Here is a 21,215-nt window from a genome sequence, read left to right on the forward strand (position 1 = left end):
GGTGCATGCGTGGTGGCTGCCACCGTGCCGGGGAATCCGGGGACGTACGCAGCGCGCGCGGACCGCGTACGGGGCAGGGCGGGGCGGCACCCGTGGCGCGGTCGTGTTGCCTCATCGGGCAGCCCTCGATGCGCGGCGGGGCGGCCGACCGCCCGTTCCCGGTGATCGCCGCAGTGGCGAGAATGGCCCGCGTCCCACGGTCGAGCAGTGCGTCCAGGAGTGTGTCGAGGAGAGGCCCTTATGCCGTCGTACCTGTCCCCCGGCGTCTACGTCGAAGAGGTCGAGTCCGGATCCCGGCCGATCGAAGGGGTGGGCACCTCGGTCGCCGCCTTCGTCGGCTTCGCGCAGAAGGGGCCGTTCGACGAGCCGACGCTGATCACCAACTGGAGCCAGTTCGCGGCCACGTTCGGCGACTTCGTCGACGGCGCGTACCTCGCGTCCGCCGTCTACGGCTTCTTCGCCAACGGAGGCGGCGTCTGCTACATCGTGCGGGTCGACGACGGCACGGCGTACGCGGAGAACGGTGGGTCTGGCGAGGGCGAGGGCGAGGGCGAGGGCGAGGCCGGGCAGGTCGGGCAGGCCGGGGAACTGCCCGCCGGGGCCGAAGTCCCGGTCGGGCCCTACGCCGTACGCCCCCGGCCCGGCGTGAGCGGGGAGATCAGCGTCGAGGTCGCCCCGGTGGAGAGCGACGATCCGCCCGCCGACGTCTTCCGGTTCCTCGTGAAACGCGACGGCCAGGTCGTGGAGACGTACCCCTCCGTCACCACCAAGCGCAGCAAGGACAACGTCGCCACCCGCGTCAACGCCAAGTCCGAGCTGATCGAGGTACGGGAGTCGGGGCGCGGCGCCGCACCCGCCCCGCCCGCGCCGCAGACGGTGGTCCTCGCCCCGGCCGCCCCCGCCGCCGGCAGCTCCGGTGCGATGGCCCCCGACGTGTACGTCGGCGACGCCGACCGCCGTACGGGGCTCGGCGGCCTCGAAGCGGTCGACGAGGTCACCATGATCGCCGTGCCCGACCTGATGAGCGCGTACGAACGCGGGCTGCTGGACCTGGAGTCGGTCATCGCCGTCCAGCAGGGGCTGGTCTCCCACTGCGAGCTGATGGGCGACCGGGTGGCCATCCTCGATCCGCCGCCCGGTCTCACCCCGCAGCAGATCCGCGGCTGGCGCACCGGGCAGGCCAACTTCGACTCCAAGTACGCCACGCTCTACTACCCCTGGATCAGCGTCGCCGACCCCGCTTCCGGCCGCGCCACCCTCGTACCGCCCAGCGGGCACATCGCCGGGGTCTGGGCGCGCAACGACGATACGCGCGGGGTGCACAAGGCACCGGCGAACGAGGTCGTCCGGGGAGCCGTCGCGTTGGCGACGCAGCTCACCAAGGGCGAGCACGACCTCCTCAACCCGATCGGGCTGAACTGCATCCGCGCCTTCCCCGGGCGGGGCATCCGGGTGTGGGGCGCACGGACGCTGGCCTCCGACCCGGCCTGGCGATATCTCAACGTCCGGCGGCTCTTCAACTACCTGGAGGAGTCGATCCTCGCCGGTACGCAGTGGGTCGTGTTCGAGCCGAACGACGACGCCCTGTGGGCGCGTGTCCGGCGCACCGTCTCGGCGTTCCTCGTCAACGAGTGGCGCAAGGGGTCGCTGTTCGGGCTGACCCCCGAGGAGGCGTTCTACGTGAAGTGCGACCGTGAGACGAACCCCCCGGAGAGCATCGACGCGGGTCAGGTCATCTGCGAGATCGGGGTCGCCCCCGTCAAACCGGCCGAGTTCGTGGTGTTCCGGCTCTCCCAGCTGACCGGCGGCAGCGGTGGTGTCGACGAATGACGATCCGCCGCGGACGCGTTGACCGCCGACCGCCGACCGCCGACCGCCGACCGCCGACCGCCGACCGCCGACCGCCGACCGCCGACCGCCGACCGTTGACAGCCCGTTCCTGAGCCCGGCGTAAGGAGTCTGCTGTGCCACTTCCCGATCTCGACAGTTCCGTCGGGCATTCCTTCGGCCTCGAATTCGACAGCGTCATCATCAAGCAGATCACCGAGGTCAGTGGTCTGAAGATGGAGCAGGACGTCATCGAGCTGAAGCAGAACACCTTCGACGGCAAGTACGCCATCAAGAAGCTGCCCGGCCGCCCCAAGGCAGGTGAGGTCACCGTGACGCGCGGGCTCACCGAGGACACCAGCTTCGAGCGGTGGATCAAGGACTCACGGTTCGGCCGCATGACGAACGCCCGCCGCAACGGCGCCGTCATCGTCTACGACTACGAGGGCCTGCCGATCAAGCGCTACAAGCTCATCAACGCCTGGCCGAAGTCCCTGGAGATCGGCACCCTCAAGGCCGGCGACACCTCGGTGCTGACCGAGAAACTGGCGATCACCTACGAGAGCATGGAACTCGACTGATGCGCCGCTCGGTCCAGTTCCAGCGGCCGGAGCAGGCCGAGGCCGGGGCGGCCGGATCGCGGGACGGCTCGGCGCGTCAACAGGATCCACTGCGAACGGAGTTCGGGTTCGAGCTGCCGCGCGGTTACGTCGACGATTCGGGGACCGTCCACCGTGCGGGCGTGATGCGGCTCGCCACCGCGCGCGACGAGCTGGTCCCCCTGCGGGACGACCGGGTGAGGGAGAACTCGGCCTATCTGTCGGTGGTGCTCATCTCCCGGGTCGTGACGCGCATCGGCACGGTCGAGGACATCCACCCCGGCGTCATCGAGGATCTGTTCGCCTCCGATCTGGCCTTCCTCCAGGACTTCTACCGCCGGATCAACGCCGAGGGCCACACCCGCGCCGCCGTCACCTGCCCGTCCTGCGACGAGGAGTTCGCGGTGAATCTCGCCGGTGGCCGCCTGGGGGAATCGTGACGTACGCGGCCGACCTGCTCTACGAGGAGGTCGCGTACCTCGCCTACCACTTCCACTGGCCGCTGGACGACCTGCTGGACCTGGAACATCCGGAACGCCTGAAGTTCGTCGCGCAGGTCGCCCGCCTCAACGGGCACTAGCGGCGGCCGGGCGGCACACACCGTGCAGGGGAGGACGAGAAGCTCATGGGGTTGATGTCCTGGCTGCGGGGAGGACTCGGTGGCGGAGCCGCGCCCGGTGATGCCTCCGGTAGTGCCTCCGGTGGTGGGCCGGTGCCGGTGCCCGCGCCGGTGGCCGATCGCGCCGACCGTGTCGACGTGAACCGGATCGCGCCGATGCAGCGGATGGTGTTGGGGCAGCAACTGACGCTGGGACCACAGGCGTTCGAGGCATCACTCACCACCCGACAGGACACCGCGCTCGGAACCCCGCTCGGACATCTGGTGAGCCCGGACGCTCCGGGTGGGCTCGTGCACGGAGTCGGTGTCGCGGAGACCGCCCCGCCGTCGCCGGTCGCGGCCCAGCGCTCCGTGGACATGCCGTTGCGGGGAGCCGCCGAGAGCTCGCGCCCGGGTGCGGTGACGGGGGTCGGTGCCGTGTCCGCGCGCTCGCCGGAGCTGCCGGCCCTCCCCGCACTCGTACCCGTACCCGTACCTGTACCGGAATCCGTACCCGTACCCGTACCCGTACAGCGTGCGTACGAGGGTGACGAGGGTGAGGGCGCGGCCATGACGTCCGTCGCGGGGACCGGGGGCGGTCCCGGGGACGTGGAGGAGTTGCCGGTACGGCGTTTGGTGGGTGAGCGGGCCGTGGTGCCGGAACCTCCGGCTCCGGTGCGGCCGCCCGCCGCAGGACCCGGTCCGGAATCCGGCAGCATCGGCGTTCAGCGGACTGCGATGCCTCCTGCGGGGGAGCGGCCCCGGCGGGCTCCCGGGCTCGGAGCGCCCCTGCCCGGTCTGCCGCCGACCGCCCAGCGTCGGGCCGCCTCCGCCCCGGATGGATCCGCGAGCCAGGCTCCGCCCGCTGCCCCGGCTGTGCCCGGCTTTCCCGATGCCGTTCGGGCGGGGGGAGCGGACCAGCCCACCGCTCCCTTGCTCGGTGACGATCCGCTGGTGGGGGAGGTGTCCCCGAGCCGTCCCGATGACCTCACGGTGGGCGCGCCGGCATCCGCGGGCGACGTGGGTGACGTGGGTGATGGGGCTGACGCCGGAGATGCCGGAAGTTCCGTCCAGCGGTCGGCCGGCCCGCCCGGCCTCTCCGGTCCGCCCCCCGCCCCGCCCGCCCTGCCTGACAGCGGGCCCGTCGCCCCCCTCCTGGGCGACCGGCCCCTGGTTCCGCGGAACGTCGACGTACAGCGTGCCGCGGAGCCGCGTTCCGGGCCCGCCGGGGGACCCGCGTCGGACCCGGGCGGGTCCGCCTCGCCCCCCGAGGGCGTCCCGGTCCGGTGGACCGGGGTGGAGGGCGGGGGGCCGATGAACGGTCGCGGGGTCTCCGTGGGGCCCGCGCCCCCGTTGTCCGCCCCCACTGGCACCCTGCACGCCTCCGCCGCGCCCCTTCAGCGGCAGGCAGCCGGAGGGCCTCCGGTGCCGGTCTCGGTGGCGCGTTCCCTGCCGGGTTCCGGCAGTGCGCGGGGACGGCTCTCGGCCGGGGCCGTCGCGGTGGCCGCCGGGGTGGCGCAGCGGATGGCCGACGGCAGCGTCGTCTTCCGGGGCGCACCGGCCTCCGGCACCTCGCGGCCGGTCGTCCAGCGGGCCGCCGAGATCGCGGAGGCCGTCGAGGAACCGCCGCCGCCCGAGCCCGACCCGGTGACGGAACCGGAGGGCGGCGGGGACGCCGAGCCCGGACCCGTAACGGAGACGGGGAACGCCGGGGCCGCCCCGAAGGACGGCAAGGGGGCTCCCGCCGTCACGGACGAGCTGGTCCGGGCCCTGTACGCCCCGCTGAGCCGGCTCCTGAAGAACGATCTCCGGCTGGAACGCGAACGCGCCGGTCATCTCATCAACACCCGCCACTGAACGCCCCGATCGCCCGCCCGGCTGCTCGACCGAACTGAGAGGTACGTGTCATGGCCACCGCCCAGGACAGCGACCCCGCCGTCAGCGTCTGCTTCGTCGTGACCATCGACGACATCGAGCTCGGGTCGTTCAACACGTGCGAGGGCCTCGGCTGCGAAGTGGTGCTCGAAACCCGGGAGGAGGGCGGCAACAACGGGCATCTGTGGCAGCTGCCGACCCGGCTGAAGTACTCCAACGTGAAGCTGTCGCGCCCGCTCACCCGGGAGACGGAAAAGGTGGCGCGCTGGTTCGCCACGATGACCACCGGGTTCAGCCGGAAGACCGCGCATATCGAGGCGCGCACCGGGGACGGGCAGAAGGTCGCCCAGTGGGGGCTGTTGGAGGTCGTGCCGGTGCGGTGGACCGGGCCTTCGTTCACGCCCGAATCGCCCAAGGTCGCGATGGAGACCATCGAGATCGCCCACCACGGTTACGTGATGGAGGGCTGAGGGCGATGAGCGGTGCGGGTCCCATCGCGTTCAGCGCGGCCGGTACGTCGGGGGTGGCCTCGGCGGCGAAGGGCGGTTCGGCGCGGCCCAAGCTGGAGCACGCCTACCTGGAGCTGCGGACCCCGCCGACCGGGGGCGGGCTGACGCCCGGCGGGCCGTGCGGGCGGATCGACTTCCAGTTCAACCCCAAGGAGCTGAGCCTCACCAAGGCGGCGTCCTGGAAGCGGAGTCCGGCGAAGGGGGCGAAGAGTTCGGGGCCACCGGAATATCAGGGATCGCAGCCCAGCAAGCTCACCGTCGAGATGTTCTTCGACGCCAGCGACACCCAGGACACCCGGGTCGTCACCTCAGTGGAGCAGCTCTTCGCGTGCTGTGTGCCGACGGCCGAGACCCGGCAGCAGCAGCGGTCGTCCCCGCCGTGGGTGGTCTTCCACTGGGGCGGACTGACGGGCTTTCCCGGTTACGTCAGCCAAGTCGCCGCCAAGTACACCCTGTTCACGACCTCGGGCGTGCCGATCCGGGCGGTCTGCCAGGTCACCATGGAGGAGATCAGCGGCGAGACGCCCGGCCAGAACCCGACCTCGGGCGTGCTGGCCGCCCGGCGCGTCCACCGCGTCGGCTCGGGCGACTCGCTGCCCTCGCTCGCCCACCAGGAGTACGGGGACCCCGGGGCCTGGCGGGTGATCGCCGAGGCGAACGGGATCGACGACCCGATGCGGCTTGCCCCCGGCACCCAGCTCCTGCTGCCCGCCCTGGACGAGCTGGCCCGGCTCCGGGACGAGGCGGCCCGGCTCCGGGACGAGGCGGGTCGGGGCGCCACCGGGGCCGGCCGCCGGGATCGGGGGCGGGGCTGATGGCGGGGCAGGGGGTCTCCACGGCGCTGACGGTGGAGTTCGGAGGTACGCCGCTGCCCGCGAAGTTCGTGAACACGCTGGTCGAGGGCTATGTCGACGACAGCCGTACGCTTCCCGACCTGTTTCTGCTGCGGTTCCGTGACCCCGATCGGGTGTTCCTGGAACAGGCCGGGCTGAAGATCGGCACCGAGGCCCGGCTGCTGGCCCGCGCGGGCGGCGACACCGCCCCGAAGCCGCTGCTGGAGGGGGTCGTCACCGCGCTGGAGGTGGAGCTCGACGAGTCCGGCACGTTCACCGTCGTCCGGGGGTTCGACGAGTCGCACCGGCTGTTCCGGGGGCGCCGGGTGGCCAGCTACCAGAACATGACCCTCGCTGACGTCTGCGGCCAGGTCGCCCAGCGCGCCGGGCTGAAGCCGGGCCCCGTCGACATCGCCGGGCCCGTACTGGAACATATCGCCCAGCCCAACATCACCGACTGGGAGTTCGTGCGCGGCCTCGCGGAGGAGGCGGGCGCGCAGGCGTACGTACGGGACGGGCAGCTCCACGTCACGAAGCCGGCGGAGGCGGGCGGCGCGCCCGACGCCTCGGCGCGCGCCGACCGCGATCCGCTCGTCCTGGAGCTGGGCAGCAATCTGCTGAGCTGCCGGGCCGGGGTGTCGGCCGCCGAGCAGGTCTCCGAGGTGGAGGTGCGGGGCTGGGACGTCCGGGCGAAGCAGCCGTTGGTGGGCCGGGCCCCGGCTGGCTCGTCCCCGACGCTGGAGCTGGGGGTGACGGCGGCGGACGTGTCGGCCCCGTTCGGCGAGGCCCGGTTCGTGGTGACCGACGCGGCGTACGGGACACAGGCCCAGGTCGACCAGGCGGCGAAGGCGCTGGCGGAACGGATCGCCGGGTCGTTCGCCGAGCTGGAGGCGGTGATCCGGGGGAACCCGGAGGTGCGGGCGGGCACCGCGGTGGCGCTGAACGCGGTGGGCGCGCCGTTCGAGGGCCGGTACACGGTGACGACCTCGCGCCATGTCTTCGACGCCGTACGCGGGTACGAGACCTGGATCACCGTGTCGGGGCAGCAGGAGCGTTCGGTGTACGGGCTGACGGGCGGCTCCCCGGCGGCAGCGGGTGGTTCGCGGTGTGCGGGGCTGGTCAGCGGGACGGTGACGGACACGCAGGACCCGGAGGGGTCGGGGCGGGTCAAGGTGCGGTTCCCGTGGCTGTCCGACGAGTACGCGAGTGACTGGGCGCGCACGGCGCAGGCCAATGGGACGGGGGGCGGGGAGGCGTTCATCCCGGAGGTGGGCGATGAGGTGCTGGTCGGCTTCGAGCACGGGCATCTGGACCGGCCGTACGTCCTGGCGGGTCTGTACAACGGGCAGGACCGGCCGGGGGGCGGGGGCGGCGGGAGCCCATCCGCCGGTGCCTCGGGTGCTCCAGGCGGCCCTGGGGCATCCGGCGCATCCGGTGGTTCCGGTGGTTCCGGAGGCGCGGGCAGTGGCGGTGGTGGGGATGAACTCGTCGATCCCACCACCGGCGCGGTGAACCGCCGCGCCTTCGCGTCGAAGAGCGGAAACCAGCTGGAGCTGCTGGACGCGGCGAACGGCCCGCAGGGCGTCCGCCTCCGTACCGGCGACGGCAAGCTCACCATCGATCTCGACCGCAGGGGCACCGCCATCGTCATCGGCAGCGATGGCAGCGTGACGATCGAGGCCAAGGAGCGGATCTCCATCCGGGCGGCCGACGGCGTCGCCCTGGACGCGGGACGCGGGGCACTCGAACTCGCCGGTGAGAGCGTCACGTTGACCGCGAGGAAGGGTGTGTCCGTGGACGGCGGAAACGGAAAGGTCGGCATCGCGGCCCAAGGCCCGGTGGAGGTGCGGGGCGGTGAGGTCACGGTCGACGGGAGCCGCCGCACGGAGATCAGGAGCGGAGGTTCGGTGACGGTCAACTCGCCCGTGATCAAGCTCAACTGACGTTGTCCCAGACGTGGACGGGAGGAGCGCACGCATGTCCGACGCAACAGCCGCCCCGGCAGCCCGGGTCGGCGACCCCACGGGCCATCCCGGCACGGTCGGGCCGCCCGGGGTCCTGTCCGTGCTCATCGGCGGGAGGCCCGCCGCCACCGTCGGGACCGCCCACCTGTGCTCCTCGCCCGCCGCCCATCCGCCGACCGTCCTCGCGCCGCCCGGCAGTTCGACGGTGTTCATCGGCGGGCGGCCGGCCGCCCGCGTCGGAGACCTGGCGGGCTGCGGCTCCCCGGTGGTGTCCGGCTGCCCGACCGTACTGATCGGCGGGTGAACCGGACCCATGGGACAGCAGTTCATCGGCGCGGGCTGGGCGTTCCCGCCGCGCACGGACGCCACCGGGTCCATCGCCCTGGTGCGCGGCGAGCACGAGCTGGAGGAGTCGATCCGGCTGATCCTGGCGACCTCGCCGGGGGAGCGGCCGATGCGGCCGGAGTTCGGCTGCGCGGTCAACGACTACGTGTTCGCCCCGGCGGACGCGGGGACCGCCGGGCAGCTCGCGTACGAGGTGCGGCTCGCGCTGGAGCGCTGGGAGCCCCGGGTCGAGGTGACCGAGGTCGTCGTCCGGTTCGACGAGGCCGACAACGGCGTCCTCTACATCGACATCGGCTACACCGTGCGTGGTGCGAACGACCCCCGCAACCTCGTCTTCCCGTTCTACGTGATCCCGCAGCACACCGGGACGACCGGGGGACCGGCCGACGACGAGGAGATGGGCGCATGACCCTGCCCAGCCCGCATCTGGACGACCGCACCTTCCAGGGCCTGGTCGACGAGGCGAAACGCCTGGTGCAGCAGCGCTGCCCGGAGTGGACCGACCACAACGTCTCCGATCCCGGGGTGACGCTGATCGAGGCGTTCGCGACCATGGTCGACCAGCTCGTCTACCGGGTGAACCGGGTCCCGGAGAAGAGCTATCTGACCTTCCTCGACCTGATCGGGGTAAGGCTCCACCCGCCGACCGCCGCCCACACCGAGGTGACGTTCCGGCTCTCCGCGCCCCGCCCGGAACCCGTGCTGGTCCGCGCAGGTACGGAAGTCGCCACCGTCCGTACGGAGACGGAGGAGGCGGTCGTCTTCACCACCTCCGAGCCGCTCTCCATCGCGCCGTGCGCCTTCGCCCACCTGGCCACCTGGCCCTCGCCCGGGGAGGCCGTCGACCGGACCGAGGAGCTGGCACTCGGCCGGGACGTGCCCGTCTTCGGTGCGACGCCCGCCCCCGGCGACTGTCTGTACGTCGGCCTGTCGGCCGCCGTGCCCGCGGGCGTACTGGCGCTCCGGCTGGACTGCACGGTGGACGGCGTGGGCGTCGATCCGGCACGGCCGCCGATCCTCTGGGAGGCCTGGGACGGGTCGAGTTGGGCGGTCTGCGAGGTGGAGAAGGACGACACGGGCGGCTTCAACCGGTCCGGCGAGCTGATCCTCCACCTGCCGAGAACCCATGTCCCGGCGGCCGTCGTCCGGCGCACCGGGGGCTGGCTGCGCTGCCGGCTGATCGAGGCGGAGCCGGGGCAGCCGAGGTACATGGCCCCGCCCGTCGTGCGTGGCATCACCGCGTTCACCATCGGCGCGACGGTGGCGGCCGAGCACGCCGAGACCGTCACCGACGAGGTGCTGGGGCAGGCGGAGGGCGTTCCCGGGCAGGTGTTCCGGCTGGCCCGGCCCCCGGTGGTGCCGGGGGAGTTCGTGGTCGAGGTGACGGACCCGGCCGCCGCCGGCACCACGGGCGGAGGTTCGGACGTCACCCGCTGGCCCCGGGTCGACGACTTCGCGCACTCCGCCCCCGAGGACCGGCACGTCACGCTCGACCCGAACACGGGGCGCGTCGAGTTCGGGCCCGCCGTACGCGAACGGGACGGCTCCGTACGCCATTACGGCCGGGTCCCGGTCAAGGGTGCCACCGTCCGGGTCCGCTCCTACCGCAGGGGCGGCGGGCTGCGCGGCAACGTCGCCCGCTCCACGCTCCGCGTCCTGCGCAGCGCGATCCCTTACGTCGCCCGGGTCGAGAACCGTCGCCCGGCGCTCGGCGGCGTGGACGGGGAGAGCGTCGACAGCGCCCGGGTGCGCGGGCCCATGACCCTGCGGACCCTGCACCGGGCGGTCGTCCCGCACGACTACGAGCTCCTCGCCCGGGAGATCGCCCCGGACGCGGCCCGGGTCCACTGCATCCGGGCCGGTGCACGGGACGGCGCGGAGGCTTCCGACGCGGGCGGGGTGCGGCTGCTCGTCGTCCCCGCCGGGAGCGGCGACGAGCAGGGCCGGATCGAGTTCGACGAGCTGATCCCGCCCGCGAACACGCTCGCCCTGATCGCCGGTCACCTGGACGCCCGGCGGCCGATCGGGGCGCGGCTGGTCGTCGAGCCGCCGTTCTACCAGGGCGTCACCGTCGTCGCCCTGGTCCAGGCGGAGCGCGGGGCTCTCGCGGAGAGGGTCCGCGAGAGTGCGCTGGCCGCGTTGTACGGGTACTTCAACCCGCTCACCGGCGGGCCGGGCGGGGACGGCTGGCCGTTCGGCAGGCCCGTCCAGTCCGGGGAGGCGTTCGCCGTGCTCCAGCGGGTGCCGGGGGTCGACCTGGTGGAGGACGTCCGCCTGTACCGGGCCGACCCGGTCACCGGCGAACGCACCGACGCCACCGCGAAGATCGCGCTGGACCCGCACGCGCTGGTCTTCAGCTACGAGCACCAGCTCCGGGTGAGGGGGGCCTGATCCGATGCGTGGTGGAATCCCGGGGCTGCCGACCCCGCACCCCCTGATGGACCGGCTCCCCGCCGTCTACCTGGAACAGGACTTCCTCCAGCGGTTCCTGGCCGCCCTGGACGACGTCCTCGCACCCGTCCTCCTCTCCATCGACAACCTGCCCGCGCACCTGGACCCGCGCAGCGCCCCCGACGACTTCCTCGACTGGCTGGCCCGGTGGGTGGCCGTCGACCCCCACGAGGGCAGCCCGCCGGAGCTGCGCCGGGCGGCGGTGCGCGGCGCGGTGGCGCGGCACGCCCGACGTGGCACGGTGGGCGGCCTGGCGGAGGCGCTCCGGCTGGAGACCGGTACGGAACCGGAGATCGTCGAGAGCGGCGGTACCGCCTGGTCGACCGGGCCCGGCACCGCGCTGCCGGGCCAGGACCTCCCGTGGGTGACCATCCGGATCCGGGCGTCCGGAGGGGACGGTGACGGTGACCGGGCCGGAGTCCGGCAGCCGGACCGGGTGCGGCTGGAGGAGCTGATCGGGGCCGAGGTCCCGGCGCACGTCGGATTCACGCTGGAGCTGCTGTGATCTGCGACGAGTGCGGGCACCGGAACCCACCCGGGCGGGAGTTCTGTGTGGCGTGCGAGGCGTTCCTGGGGTGGGAGGAGGGAGAGGCACCGCCCGCGCCGAACGCGCCGGCCCTGCCTCATGCGCCCCAGGCCCCCGACACACCCCACGCGCCCCACGCGCCGGACACACCCCAGGCAACCGACACGCCCCACGCGCCCCAGGCACCTGACACACCCCACGCCCCCCAGGCACCCAACACACCCCAGGCACCCCACACGCCGAACACAACCCGGCGTCCGGGTGAGAGCCCGCCCGGTCCGGCTCCCGGGCCGGACGCGTGGCCGGACGCCGGGCCGGACCCCGCCCCTGGGCCGCCCGGCCCGGAGCCCGTCGGCGCGCCGGTCGTCTGCCCCAACTGCCGTACGGAGAACGCCCCGGGCCGCACGTTGTGCGTCCGCTGCGCCCTGCTCCTGGACCCGGGGCCCGCCCCCGGGCCCCGGCTGCCGTGGTGGCGGCGGATCCTGCGCGGTCGGCCCCGGCAGACGCGCGTGGCGGGGGCGCGTCCGCGGCGCGGGTGGCGGCGGCCGAGGGTCGGGTTGCCCATCGTGCTGATCCTGCTGGCGGTGGGTGTCTGGTTCGCGCTGCCGCATCTCTCGGGCCTGTTCGGCTTCGCCAAGGAGGAGACCGGTACCCCGGAGTCCGTGCCGCCCGCCGTCTGCCGGGGCTCCGGCGAGGCGCGCGGGCACCCGGCGGCGGCGGCGTTCGACGGGTTCAACAACCGTTACTGGGCGCCGAAGGAGACCGGCGAAGGCGTCGGGGAGTACCTGGAGTGCGACTTCGCACAGCCGGTGCGGATGATGAAGATCGTGGTGTTCTCCGGGGTGTCGGCGCGCCAGGACGAGTTCCTGGCGCAGGGCCGCCCGGCGCGGCTCACGGTGGAGCTGACGTCGAAGGACGGGGAGCGGACCGACCGGACGATCCGGCTGCGCGACCAGGCGGGCCAGCAGACCTTCGACGTACGGGGTTCGGACACGGTCAAGGCCCGGCTCACGGTCGGTTCGGCGTACGGCTCGGGGAAGGACCGGCGGACGGCGGTCGCGGAGATCGAGTTCTTCGGGAGGCGGGAGTGAACCGCCCCACCGGGGAGGCCGGGGGCGCCTGTTACGGGTTCAGCCGGTCCGCGCGCCTGCGCAGATAGCGGGCCTCGGGTTCGCTGAGCGTGCCGTCCGCGGCTGCGCGGTAGGCGGCCCGGGCGGCGTCCGCTTCCCCGGCCCGCTCCAGGAGATGCCCGCGTACGGCGTCGAGCCGGTAGTGGTGTTCCGCCGTCCCCGTCAGGGCGTCGACCGCCGCCAGCCCCGCCCGGGGCCCGTGCGCCATGGCCACGGCGACCGCCCGGCCCAGCGCGGCGGCGGGGTCGGGGGTGCGCCGCACGAGGAGGTCGTAGAGGGCGAGGATCTGCGGCCAGTCGGTGTCCTCGGCGCGCTCCGCCTCGTCGTGGAGGGCGGCGATCGCGGCCTGGAGCTGGTAGTCCCCGGCGGGCCCCTGGGCGAGGGCCTCCTCGGCCAGCGCGGTGCCTTCCGCGACGGCCGTACGGTCCCAGAGCGCCCGGTCCTGTTCGTTGAGCGGGATCAGCTCGCCGTCCGGCCCGGTGCGCGCCGGGGTGCGTGCCTCGGTGAGGACCATCAGCGCCAGCAGCCCGGTCACCCGACCCTCGTGGGGCAGCAGCCGGCGGACGGCGCGGGTCAGCCGGATCGCCTCGCGCGCCAGGTCCGTGCGGTGGAGGTCGGGGCCGGCGGTGGCGGTGTAGCCCTCGTTGAAGATCAGGTAGAGGACCTGGAGCGCGGCGCCGAGCCGCTGGTCGAGGTCGTGGGCGTCCGGCCGCCGGAACCGCGTACCGCGCACCGTCCGCTTGGCCCGGCTGATCCGCTGCGCCATCGTCGCCTCCGGCACCAGGTGGGCGCGGGCGATCTCCGCCGTGGTGAGACCGCCGACCGCGCGCAGCGTGAGCGCGATCTGGGCGGCGGGGGTGAGCGAGGGGTGGCAGCAGAGGAAGAGCAGGGTGAGGGTGTCGTCCTCGGAGGGGGCCCGGCCCAGGCCGGATGGGCCTTCCCCGGGCGGCGGCGCGACAAACGCGTCCGCCGGGGTGAGGGCCGCCGCCGTCTCCTCCCGCCTGCGACGGGCCTCGTCGCTGCGGAACCGGTCGGTGAGGCGGCGGGAGGCGACCCGGATCAGCCAGCCGCGCGGGTTGTCGGGGATCCCGTCCCGCGGCCACTGCTCGGCGGCCGCGATCAGGGCCTCCTGGACGGAGTCCTCGGCCGGGTCGAAGTGCCCGTACCGGCGTACGAGCGCGCCGAGGACCTGCGGCGCGTGGCGGCGCAGCAGGTCCTCGATGATGACGTCGGTCGTACGGTCCATCCGCGTCCTCGGGTGTTGTGTCAGTCGCCGGTCCCGCCCTCGATGGGCCGGATGAGCACCGGGTAGTCGGGCGCCCCGGCCGGCTGCGGACAGCGTGCCACACGGGCCGCGATCTCGGTCACCCTCTCCAGGCTCTCGCAGTCGAGCACCCAGAACCCGGCGAGCAGCTCCTTCGTCTCGCTGTACGGCCCGTCCGAGACCACCGGACGGCCTTCGGCGTCGAGGCTGACGGCCCGGCCCGAGGCGGGCTCCCGCAACCCGTAGCCGGTGACCAGCTCGCCCGACTCGGCGAGGTCGTCGTTGACGCTGCCCATGTAGGCGAACATCTCCCGCATGGCCTTCTCGTCCCAGACCGGGCTGTCCGCGTCGCCCTTGCCGGCCTGCACGTCGTAGTCCGCCTGGCTGCCCTGCACCATCACCAGATACTTCATGATTGTCGCCTCCTGGTCGCTTGTTCGCTCGTGGTTCGTTTTTCCTCTTGCACAGGGGACGTCGGGGCCGGTCCGGGGTTCTCGACACCACGCGCGAAGTTTCTTTCGGATTCACCCGCCGGAGGGGGTGGAACGCGAGGTTCAGTAAAGTTCGGCAGCGTTGAGCCCGCCTCCTCCTCTTCCTCCTCCCCCGCTGAACGAGGTCCCGACCGTGTCTGCCGCCCCTGCCCCCGCTGTCCTTCCGCACCCCGTCTCCGTCGTGGGGATCGGCGCGGACGGCTGGCCCGGCCTGTCCGGGACGGCACGGGAGGCGCTGTGCGCGGCGGAGGTGCTGATCGGAGGGGCGCGTCAGCTGGACCTGCTGCCGCCGGAGTGCGCGGGCGCCCGGGTGAGCTGGCCGTCCCCGTTGAGGCCGGCTGTTCCCCGGCTGCTCGCCGAGCACCGGGAGCGCCGGATCGCGGTGCTGGCCAGCGGGGACCCGATGTTCTACGGGATCGGGCGCGCGCTGGCGGAGGAGCTGGGGCCGGAGGGGCTGCGCGTGCTGCCGCACCCGTCGTCCGTCTCGTACGCCTGCGCGCGCCTCGGCTGGCCGCTGGAGGACACGGAGGTCGTGACGCTGGTGGGCCGTCCGGCGGCGCGTCTCGCGGCGTCGCTGTACGAGGGCCACCGGCTGCTGGTCCTGAGCGCGGACGCGGGCACGCCCGCGACGGTCGCCGCGCTCCTGGCGTCCCACGGCTTCGGCCCGAGCCGGCTGCGGGTGCTGGAACAACTGGGCGGCGAGGGCGAGGCGTACGTGGACGGCCTCGCGGAGACGTGGGAGCACGCGCCGGCGGACCCTCTGAACGTCATCGCGGTCGAGTGCCGGGCGTCGGCGGCAGCGCTGCGGCTGGGCGCGGTGCCGGGGCTGCCGGACGCGGCGTACGAACACGACGGCCAGCTCACCAAGCGCCACATCCGGGCCGCCACGCTCGGGACCCTGGCGCCCGCGCCCGGCGAACTGCTCTGGGACGTGGGCGGAGGCTCCGGCTCGATCGCGATCGAGTGGCTGCGGGCGCACCCGTCCTGCCGGGCGGTGAGCGTGGAACGGGACCCGGTGCGGGCCGAGCGGATCACCCGTAACGCGGACCGCCTGGGAGCCCCCGCCCTGACGGTCGTCACCGGTCCGGCCCCCGCGTCGCTGGCCGGACTGGAGGCGCCGGACGCGGTGTTCATCGGCGGCGGCCTGACCGCGCCGGGCCTGCTCGACGCGTGCTGGGAGGCGTTGCGGCCGGGGGGCCGGCTGGTCGCGAACACGGTGACGCTGGAGTCGGAGGCGCTGCTGGCCGAACGGCACAAGGCGCACGGCGGCGAGCTGGTGCGCCTCGCGGTGGCCCACGCCGTTCCGGTCGGCGGCTTCACCGGCTGGCGTCAGGCGATGCCCGTGACGCAGTGGTCGGTGACCAAACCCACGGCTTCAGAGACAAGTTCGCACATTGGAGACAGACCATGACCGTGTACTTCATCGGCGCGGGCCCCGGCGCGGCCGACCTGATCACGGTGCGCGGCGCCCGGATCCTCGCCGCCAGCCCGGTCTGCCTGTACGCGGGCAGCCTGGTCCCGGTGGAACTGCTGGCCGAGTGCCCGAAGGACGCCCGCCTGATCGACACGGCGAACCTGGACATCGAGCAGATCACCGCCGAGCTGGTCCGGGCCCACGCGGACGGCCACGACGTGGCGAGGCTGCACTCGGGCGACCCGTCGGTGTTCAGCGCGGTCAACGAGCAGATGAAGCGGCTGGACGAGGCGGGAGTCCCGTACGAAGTGGTGCCCGGAGTCCCCGCGTTCGCGGCGGCGGCGGCGGCACTGAAGCGTGAGCTGACGGTCCCGACGGTCGGTCAGACGGTCATCCTGACCCGCGTCGCGCAGCGCGCCACGGCGATGCCGGAGGGCGAGGACCTGGCGACGCTGGGCCGCGGCGGCGCGCTGATCGTGCTGCACCTGGCGGCGCGGTACGTGGACCGGGTGGTGGAGGAGCTGCTCCCGCACTACGGGGCGGACTGCCCGGCGGCGGTGGTGGCGATGGCGTCCCGCCCGGACGAGATCATCCTGCGGGGCCCGCTGGAGTCGATCGCCGAGCAGGTGAAGGCGGCGGGGGTGATCCGGACGGCGGTCATCATGGTGGGCCGGACCCTGGGCGCGGAGCAGTTCCGGGACAGCCACCTGTACGCGGTGGGGCGGGACCGGGGGGAGAGCTGAGTACCCCGGGCGCGCGGAGCCGCACCGCGGGATGAGCGGCGACGAGGCGTTGCCTTCTGCGAGACGCCTCGTCGAGCCCGTGCGGCCCGCCACATGGGGCAGGCCCGCCGCCCTCGCCACGTCCACGTCCCGACGGATCGGGACGAACTGCTCGTGCGGCGATCGGGGAATCCGCGTCCCAGCACGAGTTCCGAGCCGTGCGACGAGGTACCGGCCGTGGTGAGGACTCGCGTTCAATTGGCGCGTCAGGCCATTTTCTGTGCGTCTTCCCAAGTGTGATGCTGGACGTGACCGGCGAAAAGGCAGCAGCCGTCTCCGTTCGCACCGGTGCTCAGCGTCGGGCAGTCCGGGAGGGTGACCACCTCCACCTTGTCCTCTCCGTACCAGCGCAGCCACAGGGCGGTCCCGTACCCGTCGAGTTCGGTGAGGAAGCCGTAGTGCTCGTCGCCCTCGTGGGTGGACAGGTAGCACTGGACGGCTCTGTCCAGGTGTGCACCCGGTGCCTTGCTACGTGCCTCCCGCGTCAGGTCGAGCGGCAGGTGGTGCCAGTGGACGCACTTCATCACGACAACCTCGCGGGCGGGTCTTCGGCTCGGGGCGTCCGAGGAGAGCAACGGAGGCAGGCGCAGGGAGGAAGGGCACCTGGGTTGTCCAGAGGCGGCAGGTTCTCGTCCTCCCGTACTTCTGTGGCCTGTCCCCACGTTCGGCCTGAGTCACGGGACACTCTGAGCCTCAGGAGGACGCGCGGTTCTGTGATGAGGTGGGGGGTCTGCCTGTCGCCCGGGGGCTCGTACGCAGAGGTCTCGTCTCTCCTGGGCATGATGCGGACTCCTTCGCTCAGTCCGGCACTCGTCCGGGTCAACAACCAGGAAAGCGCAGGGAGTCGGCGGTATCCACGGCATCGTTGCGGCACTCTTGATGCAGATTCGTGCACGAGTGTCGGAGGCGTCGGAGCTGCGGGAAGCGGGTGCCATGGGACTGGCGGAGCGGCGTAGGGCCTTGGGCTACAGTCAGGAGAAGTGCGCCCAGTTGGTCGGTGTGGACCGCACAACGGTCGGACGCTGGGAGAGCGGCCGGACCAGACCGCAGCCACTCCAGCGGCGAGGCCTGGCCGCTGCCCTCGAAGTCAGCCTTCAAGAACTGGACGCCTTCCTGGCGCAGCCACGAACCATCGGCCGGGAAGCCGTCGGGCACCCATCCAGTGAGCCCCCGAACGCGGGAGACCCTGACGAGATGATTCGCCGCGAGTTCCTGCGCATCCTGACCGTCAGTGGCGCACTGACCGTCTTGCCTGTGGACGAGGCCGAAGCGCTGGACCAGGGGGTCCGGTGTGGCGTGCCCGCCGATTTCGCCCGGATGACCAGCCATCTCTGGCAGGTCTACCAACGGTCGCGCTCCAAGGAGTCCGTGTACCCCGTGGTGCGCGATCAGCTCGATACGCTGAACGAGGCTCTCGCGGGCCGTCATGGAAGTACTCGGGCCCTGCTGAACGTGGCGGCGGATCTGTTTCAGTTGGCGGGCGAGGTGGCGTTCGACGGGAATCGGTATTCCGATGCCGTGGCTTCCTACACTCTGGCCGCTTCGGTCAGCAAGGACGCCCAGGCGTACGACCTGTGGGCGTGTGCGCTCGTCCGGCATGCCTACGTGGACATGTCCGAGCAGCGCTACCGCTCGGCCGCGCAACTGCTCGGCGCTGCCGAACGTCTCGCCGGCCGGGGCGACAAGAATCTCTCGACCCGCCACTGGGTCGCATCCGTACAGGCCGAGGTCTATGCCGCGCTCGGCGACCTGGACGCGTGTGAGCGCGCGATGGGGCGCGCCGAGGCCGTTCGCGATCTCGCCTCGGACAGCGTCAACAGGGGGTGGCTCCGGTTCGACGGCGCGCGCCTGGCCGAGGAGCGGGGATCATGCTACGTACAGCTCGGGCGTCTGGATCGTGCGGAGGACGCCCTGACAAGGGCGTTGGAGCAGACAGCCCTGGCGCCGGGACAGTCCTACCGGCGCAGGGGTGCGGTGTTGACGGACCTGGCGGCGATCGGGGCGAGGCGCCGGGATCCCGAGCAGGTCGTCGCGTACGGCAAGGAGGCCGTCGCGCTGGCGCGAGCCTCCGGATCCGGATACGTCGTCCGTAGACTCCGAAACCTGTACGGCGAGTTCGGTCCTCTGAGCCGTGACCATCGCGTGGCGGAGCTGGGGGCGGAGATCGCCGCGCTGAGCACACCGTGACGAGAGGGAATGGCATGTCGCAGACCGAGGGTGCACGACTGTTCCGGGAAGCCTGGATCGCGGGAGTGCGCCGCCATTTCCCCGGCGAGCCGAAGGCCGGTTACGTCACCCCGTGGGAGGACACCCCGCAGTGGGAGCGCGAAGCGGCCGGGGCTGTGTACGAGCAGGTGCGCCGGTTCGTCGAGATCAGCGACGGGCATGCTTCCCGGCTTTCGCGTGAACAGCGCGGGCGTTTCGTCGCGACCTGCTGGACGGCCCAGATGTTCAGGCACTTCGATGATCCCAAGCCGGGCTATGTCGCGGACTGGCCCGGTCTTCCGGTCTGGCAGCAGGAAACCGATGCCGACATTTTCGACGCCATTGAGAAGGGATGGTCCTGAGCGGACCGGGTCGGTGTTTCTGCATTGGATCAGGGCGTCCGCGCGTGCTCAGCCCGGATCGGGGCCTCCGGGTCCCTCTGGCCTGTTCAGGGCGCGTGCGAAGTCGGTGAGGGTGTGGAAGTCGCCCTCGCGCAGACCGATTCTCGGGTTGACGTGGTGGAGAAGGGCGGGGCCCTCGTGGTGCGCGGCCACGTACGTGTGGTCCGGGTCGCCCTGTTCGTCGTCGACCCAGGCGAAGGGGCGGCCGGCGGCGTAGTCCACCAAGGGGCCCGTCTTCCAGTGGACTCCGTCGGGGCGTTCTCGGAACAGGGCGTCGCCGAAGTCCACGAAGGGGAGTTCGGGCAGGCCGAGTGCCGGGGAGATCCACCGGTTCGCCTCGGCCATCCACGTGGTGGCCCAACACAGTTCGTAGCCCAGTCGCAGCAGGGCGGGCCCGTGTCCCGGGTTGAGCCAGACCCGCAGGGGCCGTCGTCGGCTTGGGAGGACGCTGTCGTCTCCCGGCCTTCCGTTGCCCAGCGGCACCCTGAGCGTGACGTAGCCGTCGGGGCGTCGCTCGGGCTGCGCGGCATAGGGGTTGAGCGGGCCGTCCACGTCGAGGAAGAGCAGTGGTCGGTTCATCCGTCGGCCTCCTTGTGCGCCATCCGCTCCGCCGGGGGAGCGTGGCCGGCCCCCGCTGAATTCTCTCCACGGCAGGCCGGTTCGTGTCCCCGTTCGGGTGGCATGTTGAGCCGATGGTCCATCGCGAACTGTGTGCTGCGCTAACGTGATTGTGTCATCACGCTCTGTGTGCTCCCGCGCATGGGGCGGCCCCCGGTGGTGTTCGAGCACCGTGCCGAGGGCCTTCACCCAACTAGTGGAAACACGGAGTCCACCGGGATGCTCTGGCATGCTATCGCGCCCTCTCGGCGCTACACGAAGGCTTCGCACGACGTCGTGCGTCATCCGCGTCTGTGCAGTGACGCGAAGGTTCTGATTCTCTACGTTCAGGGGTTGCCGGACGGCGGCACACATCTGGCGTTGTCCGAGCATGCCCGGAAGCTGGGCATCAAAGGGCGGGCGTTCCAGCGGGCCAAGGAGCAGTTGGTCCTGTGCGGGTTCGTGCATGAGCGGCGGTTCTGTGGGGAGCGCGGGCGTTGGGTGACCCAGCAGGTGTTCGCCAATGTGCCGTTGGCCGAGGGTGAGGCTGTCGCGCTCTGGTGCGATGCCGGAATCGGTGTCGATGGAGGTGTCGGTGGTGGTGTTGCCCCGTCTCCGAGTGCGCGGTTTCCGACCGTCGGTCAGCCGGGGTCCCGGAGGGCCGGTCATCAACTACCGGTAGACGAAGAACGGGAGAAGAACTTTCCCCACCCACCCACCGAAACCCCTCGTGCGGGGGCGGGCTTGGAGCCGTTGTCGCCCGAAGGCGTCGAGGCCGAGCGGGTGTTGTTGTCGCTTCGCCATGCCAGCCGTGAGCTTCGGCTCGGCGTTGCCCAGGCTCGTTCGCTGGTCGAGCAGGTGGTGGAGTGGATGCGGCGCGGGGTGTCCGGGGGCGAGTTGCGGCGGGTGCTGAGCAGCAATCTGCCGCAGGACGGGGTCCGGTGCGCCGTGGGGTTCCTGCGGCACCGGCTGGAGCTGATGATGCCCGAGGCCGTCCTGCCCGCGCCGGGCGTGGAGCCGGAGTCGGCGCCCCTGACCTCGCCGCCTCCGCCGCCCCCGCCCGCCGTCCCCCGGTACGTCGCGCCGCTCGTCATCTGCGCCGGGCCCGGCACCGAGCATGTCTTCCGGGCCATGGCCGGAGAGACCGAGTGCCCCGACTGCCGGCAGGCCGCCGCCTGGAACCGTTGGGCCGAGCACCGCATCGCCGATCTCGGGGGCGATGCCGACGACTGGCAGGCGCGGGAGCAACTCGGTGGGTGGCGGGGAAGGCTGGCCGCTGCCACCGCCGCTGCCGCCGCCCGGCAGGCGGAGGGCCCCGATGCCGACGCAGCCGTGCCCGTGCCCGGCGGTGAACGGGTCGCCGCCGGGCACGGGCACGGGGTAAGGGGCTGAGCCCCTGGCAGA

Annotated in this window: 22 protein-coding genes; 18 read left to right on the top strand and 4 right to left on the bottom strand. The window is 72.6% G+C overall.

Going from position 1 to position 21,215, the window contains the following annotated elements:
- Positions 1 to 240 precede the first annotated feature (240 nt).
- The 13 genes from ACZ60Q_RS08700 (at position 241) to ACZ60Q_RS08760 (ending at position 12,618) form a co-directional block, all read left to right on the top strand.
- Complete coding sequence (locus ACZ60Q_RS08700; RefSeq protein WP_469630328.1) at positions 241 to 1,830, top strand: phage tail sheath family protein; 1,590 nt, start codon at positions 241 to 243, stop codon at positions 1,828 to 1,830.
- Between the two features lie 134 nt (positions 1,831 to 1,964).
- Positions 1,965 to 2,408 (top strand): phage tail protein, encoded by a 444-nt coding sequence (locus tag ACZ60Q_RS08705; protein ID WP_469630331.1) that lies wholly within the window; start codon positions 1,965 to 1,967, stop codon positions 2,406 to 2,408.
- Positions 2,408 to 2,866, top strand: a complete 459-nt coding sequence (locus tag ACZ60Q_RS08710) for a hypothetical protein (RefSeq protein WP_469630334.1) — start codon at positions 2,408 to 2,410, stop codon at positions 2,864 to 2,866. The genes ACZ60Q_RS08705 and ACZ60Q_RS08710 overlap by 1 nt, the downstream gene beginning before the upstream one ends.
- Complete coding sequence (locus ACZ60Q_RS08715; protein ID WP_007457431.1) at positions 2,863 to 3,006, top strand: DUF6760 family protein; 144 nt, start codon at positions 2,863 to 2,865, stop codon at positions 3,004 to 3,006. Before ACZ60Q_RS08710 ends, ACZ60Q_RS08715 begins: the two co-directional genes overlap by 4 nt.
- 1,332 nt (positions 3,007 to 4,338) lie before the next feature.
- Positions 4,339 to 4,881, top strand: coding sequence for a hypothetical protein (locus ACZ60Q_RS08720; protein ID WP_469630337.1), 543 nt, complete (start codon positions 4,339 to 4,341; stop codon positions 4,879 to 4,881).
- A gap of 50 nt (positions 4,882 to 4,931) precedes the next feature.
- Positions 4,932 to 5,369 carry a phage tail protein gene (locus ACZ60Q_RS08725; protein WP_018488496.1) on the top strand — a complete coding sequence of 146 codons (438 nt, stop codon included), beginning with the start codon at positions 4,932 to 4,934 and terminating at the stop codon, positions 5,367 to 5,369.
- Positions 5,370 to 5,374: 5 nt separating this feature from the next.
- A complete protein-coding gene (locus ACZ60Q_RS08730) occupies positions 5,375 to 6,223 on the top strand; it encodes a CIS tube protein (RefSeq protein WP_469630340.1) in 849 nt (282 codons plus the stop codon).
- Positions 6,223 to 8,184: a VgrG-related protein gene (locus tag ACZ60Q_RS08735; protein ID WP_469630343.1), complete on the top strand. Its 1,962-nt coding sequence runs from the start codon at positions 6,223 to 6,225 to the stop codon at positions 8,182 to 8,184. The genes ACZ60Q_RS08730 and ACZ60Q_RS08735 overlap by 1 nt, the downstream gene beginning before the upstream one ends.
- A gap of 34 nt (positions 8,185 to 8,218) precedes the next feature.
- On the top strand, positions 8,219 to 8,509 hold the full coding sequence (locus ACZ60Q_RS08740) for a PAAR domain-containing protein (RefSeq protein ID WP_469630346.1): 291 nt from the start codon (positions 8,219 to 8,221) through the stop codon (positions 8,507 to 8,509).
- 9 nt (positions 8,510 to 8,518) lie between these two features.
- A complete protein-coding gene (locus tag ACZ60Q_RS08745; RefSeq protein WP_469630349.1) occupies positions 8,519 to 8,959 on the top strand; it encodes a GPW/gp25 family protein in 441 nt (146 codons plus the stop codon).
- Entirely contained in the window at positions 8,956 to 10,941 is a 1,986-nt protein-coding gene (locus tag ACZ60Q_RS08750) for a putative baseplate assembly protein (RefSeq protein ID WP_469630351.1), read from the top strand. Before ACZ60Q_RS08745 ends, ACZ60Q_RS08750 begins: the two co-directional genes overlap by 4 nt.
- 4 nt (positions 10,942 to 10,945) lie before the next feature.
- Positions 10,946 to 11,506, top strand: a complete 561-nt coding sequence (locus ACZ60Q_RS08755) for a phage tail protein (protein ID WP_469630354.1) — start codon at positions 10,946 to 10,948, stop codon at positions 11,504 to 11,506.
- 587 nt (positions 11,507 to 12,093) lie between these two features.
- Positions 12,094 to 12,618, top strand: coding sequence for an NADase-type glycan-binding domain-containing protein (locus ACZ60Q_RS08760; RefSeq protein ID WP_469631271.1), 525 nt, complete (start codon positions 12,094 to 12,096; stop codon positions 12,616 to 12,618).
- A gap of 31 nt (positions 12,619 to 12,649) precedes the next feature.
- Here ACZ60Q_RS08760 and ACZ60Q_RS08765 read toward each other — a convergent pair whose 3' ends face one another.
- On the bottom strand, positions 12,650 to 13,903 hold the full coding sequence (locus ACZ60Q_RS08765; RefSeq protein ID WP_469630355.1) for an RNA polymerase sigma factor: 1,254 nt from the start codon (positions 13,901 to 13,903) through the stop codon (positions 12,650 to 12,652).
- Between the two features lie 20 nt (positions 13,904 to 13,923).
- Positions 13,924 to 14,334, bottom strand: a complete 411-nt coding sequence (locus tag ACZ60Q_RS08770) for a YciI family protein (protein ID WP_469630358.1) — start codon at positions 14,332 to 14,334, stop codon at positions 13,924 to 13,926.
- Positions 14,335 to 14,545: 211 nt separating this feature from the next.
- Here ACZ60Q_RS08770 and cbiE point away from each other — a divergent pair, with 211 nt between their 5' ends.
- Together cbiE and cobM are read left to right on the top strand one after the other, a co-directional pair.
- A complete protein-coding gene (gene cbiE, locus ACZ60Q_RS08775; protein ID WP_469630361.1) occupies positions 14,546 to 15,823 on the top strand; it encodes a precorrin-6y C5,15-methyltransferase (decarboxylating) subunit CbiE in 1,278 nt (425 codons plus the stop codon).
- On the top strand, positions 15,820 to 16,569 hold the full coding sequence (cobM, locus tag ACZ60Q_RS08780; protein ID WP_469630364.1) for a precorrin-4 C(11)-methyltransferase: 750 nt from the start codon (positions 15,820 to 15,822) through the stop codon (positions 16,567 to 16,569). Before cbiE ends, cobM begins: the two co-directional genes overlap by 4 nt.
- 245 nt (positions 16,570 to 16,814) lie before the next feature.
- On the opposite strand, the gene ACZ60Q_RS08785 is transcribed toward cobM, so the two are convergent.
- Positions 16,815 to 17,132 carry a hypothetical protein gene (locus ACZ60Q_RS08785; protein WP_469630365.1) on the bottom strand — a complete coding sequence of 106 codons (318 nt, stop codon included), beginning with the start codon at positions 17,130 to 17,132 and terminating at the stop codon, positions 16,815 to 16,817.
- A gap of 409 nt (positions 17,133 to 17,541) precedes the next feature.
- On the opposite strand from ACZ60Q_RS08785, the gene ACZ60Q_RS08790 reads away from it, so the two are divergent.
- Together ACZ60Q_RS08790 and ACZ60Q_RS08795 are read left to right on the top strand one after the other, a co-directional pair.
- Positions 17,542 to 18,795: a helix-turn-helix domain-containing protein gene (locus tag ACZ60Q_RS08790; protein ID WP_469630368.1), complete on the top strand. Its 1,254-nt coding sequence runs from the start codon at positions 17,542 to 17,544 to the stop codon at positions 18,793 to 18,795.
- A gap of 14 nt (positions 18,796 to 18,809) precedes the next feature.
- Entirely contained in the window at positions 18,810 to 19,175 is a 366-nt protein-coding gene (locus tag ACZ60Q_RS08795) for a hypothetical protein (protein WP_469630371.1), read from the top strand.
- 48 nt (positions 19,176 to 19,223) lie between these two features.
- Here the strand turns inward: ACZ60Q_RS08795 and ACZ60Q_RS08800 are convergent, their stop codons facing one another.
- Positions 19,224 to 19,793 (bottom strand): hypothetical protein, encoded by a 570-nt coding sequence (locus tag ACZ60Q_RS08800; protein ID WP_469630373.1) that lies wholly within the window; start codon positions 19,791 to 19,793, stop codon positions 19,224 to 19,226.
- Between the two features lie 258 nt (positions 19,794 to 20,051).
- Between ACZ60Q_RS08800 and ACZ60Q_RS08805 the strand changes: the two genes are divergently transcribed.
- Positions 20,052 to 21,203: a hypothetical protein gene (locus ACZ60Q_RS08805; RefSeq protein ID WP_469631273.1), complete on the top strand. Its 1,152-nt coding sequence runs from the start codon at positions 20,052 to 20,054 to the stop codon at positions 21,201 to 21,203.
- The last annotated feature ends 12 nt before the right edge of the window (positions 21,204 to 21,215 follow it).

It is taken from the genome of Streptomyces sp. NPDC104313 (assembly GCF_055583985.1).

Bases quoted from the DNA above. Each gene is read 5' to 3' on its own strand.
- ACZ60Q_RS08700 (WP_469630328.1), top strand. From the start codon at position 241: ATGCCGTCGTACCTGTCCCCCGGCGTCTACGTCGAAGAGGTCGAGTCC.
- ACZ60Q_RS08710 (WP_469630334.1), top strand. From the start codon at position 2,408: ATGCGCCGCTCGGTCCAGTTCCAGCGGCCGGAGCAGGCCGAGGCCGGG.
- ACZ60Q_RS08720 (WP_469630337.1), top strand. From the start codon at position 4,339: ATGAACGGTCGCGGGGTCTCCGTGGGGCCCGCGCCCCCGTTGTCCGCC.
- ACZ60Q_RS08725 (WP_018488496.1), top strand. From the start codon at position 4,932: ATGGCCACCGCCCAGGACAGCGACCCCGCCGTCAGCGTCTGCTTCGTC.
- ACZ60Q_RS08730 (WP_469630340.1), top strand. From the start codon at position 5,375: ATGAGCGGTGCGGGTCCCATCGCGTTCAGCGCGGCCGGTACGTCGGGG.
- ACZ60Q_RS08735 (WP_469630343.1), top strand. From the start codon at position 6,223: ATGGCGGGGCAGGGGGTCTCCACGGCGCTGACGGTGGAGTTCGGAGGT.
- ACZ60Q_RS08740 (WP_469630346.1), top strand. From the start codon at position 8,219: ATGTCCGACGCAACAGCCGCCCCGGCAGCCCGGGTCGGCGACCCCACG.
- ACZ60Q_RS08745 (WP_469630349.1), top strand. From the start codon at position 8,519: ATGGGACAGCAGTTCATCGGCGCGGGCTGGGCGTTCCCGCCGCGCACG.
- ACZ60Q_RS08750 (WP_469630351.1), top strand. From the start codon at position 8,956: ATGACCCTGCCCAGCCCGCATCTGGACGACCGCACCTTCCAGGGCCTG.
- ACZ60Q_RS08755 (WP_469630354.1), top strand. From the start codon at position 10,946: ATGCGTGGTGGAATCCCGGGGCTGCCGACCCCGCACCCCCTGATGGAC.
- ACZ60Q_RS08765 (WP_469630355.1), bottom strand. From the start codon at position 13,903: ATGGACCGTACGACCGACGTCATCATCGAGGACCTGCTGCGCCGCCAC.
- ACZ60Q_RS08770 (WP_469630358.1), bottom strand. From the start codon at position 14,334: ATGAAGTATCTGGTGATGGTGCAGGGCAGCCAGGCGGACTACGACGTG.
- cobM (WP_469630364.1), top strand. From the start codon at position 15,820: ATGACCGTGTACTTCATCGGCGCGGGCCCCGGCGCGGCCGACCTGATC.
- ACZ60Q_RS08785 (WP_469630365.1), bottom strand. From the start codon at position 17,132: ATGAAGTGCGTCCACTGGCACCACCTGCCGCTCGACCTGACGCGGGAG.
- ACZ60Q_RS08790 (WP_469630368.1), top strand. From the start codon at position 17,542: ATGGGACTGGCGGAGCGGCGTAGGGCCTTGGGCTACAGTCAGGAGAAG.
- ACZ60Q_RS08795 (WP_469630371.1), top strand. From the start codon at position 18,810: ATGTCGCAGACCGAGGGTGCACGACTGTTCCGGGAAGCCTGGATCGCG.
- ACZ60Q_RS08800 (WP_469630373.1), bottom strand. From the start codon at position 19,793: ATGAACCGACCACTGCTCTTCCTCGACGTGGACGGCCCGCTCAACCCC.
- ACZ60Q_RS08805 (WP_469631273.1), top strand. From the start codon at position 20,052: ATGCTCTGGCATGCTATCGCGCCCTCTCGGCGCTACACGAAGGCTTCG.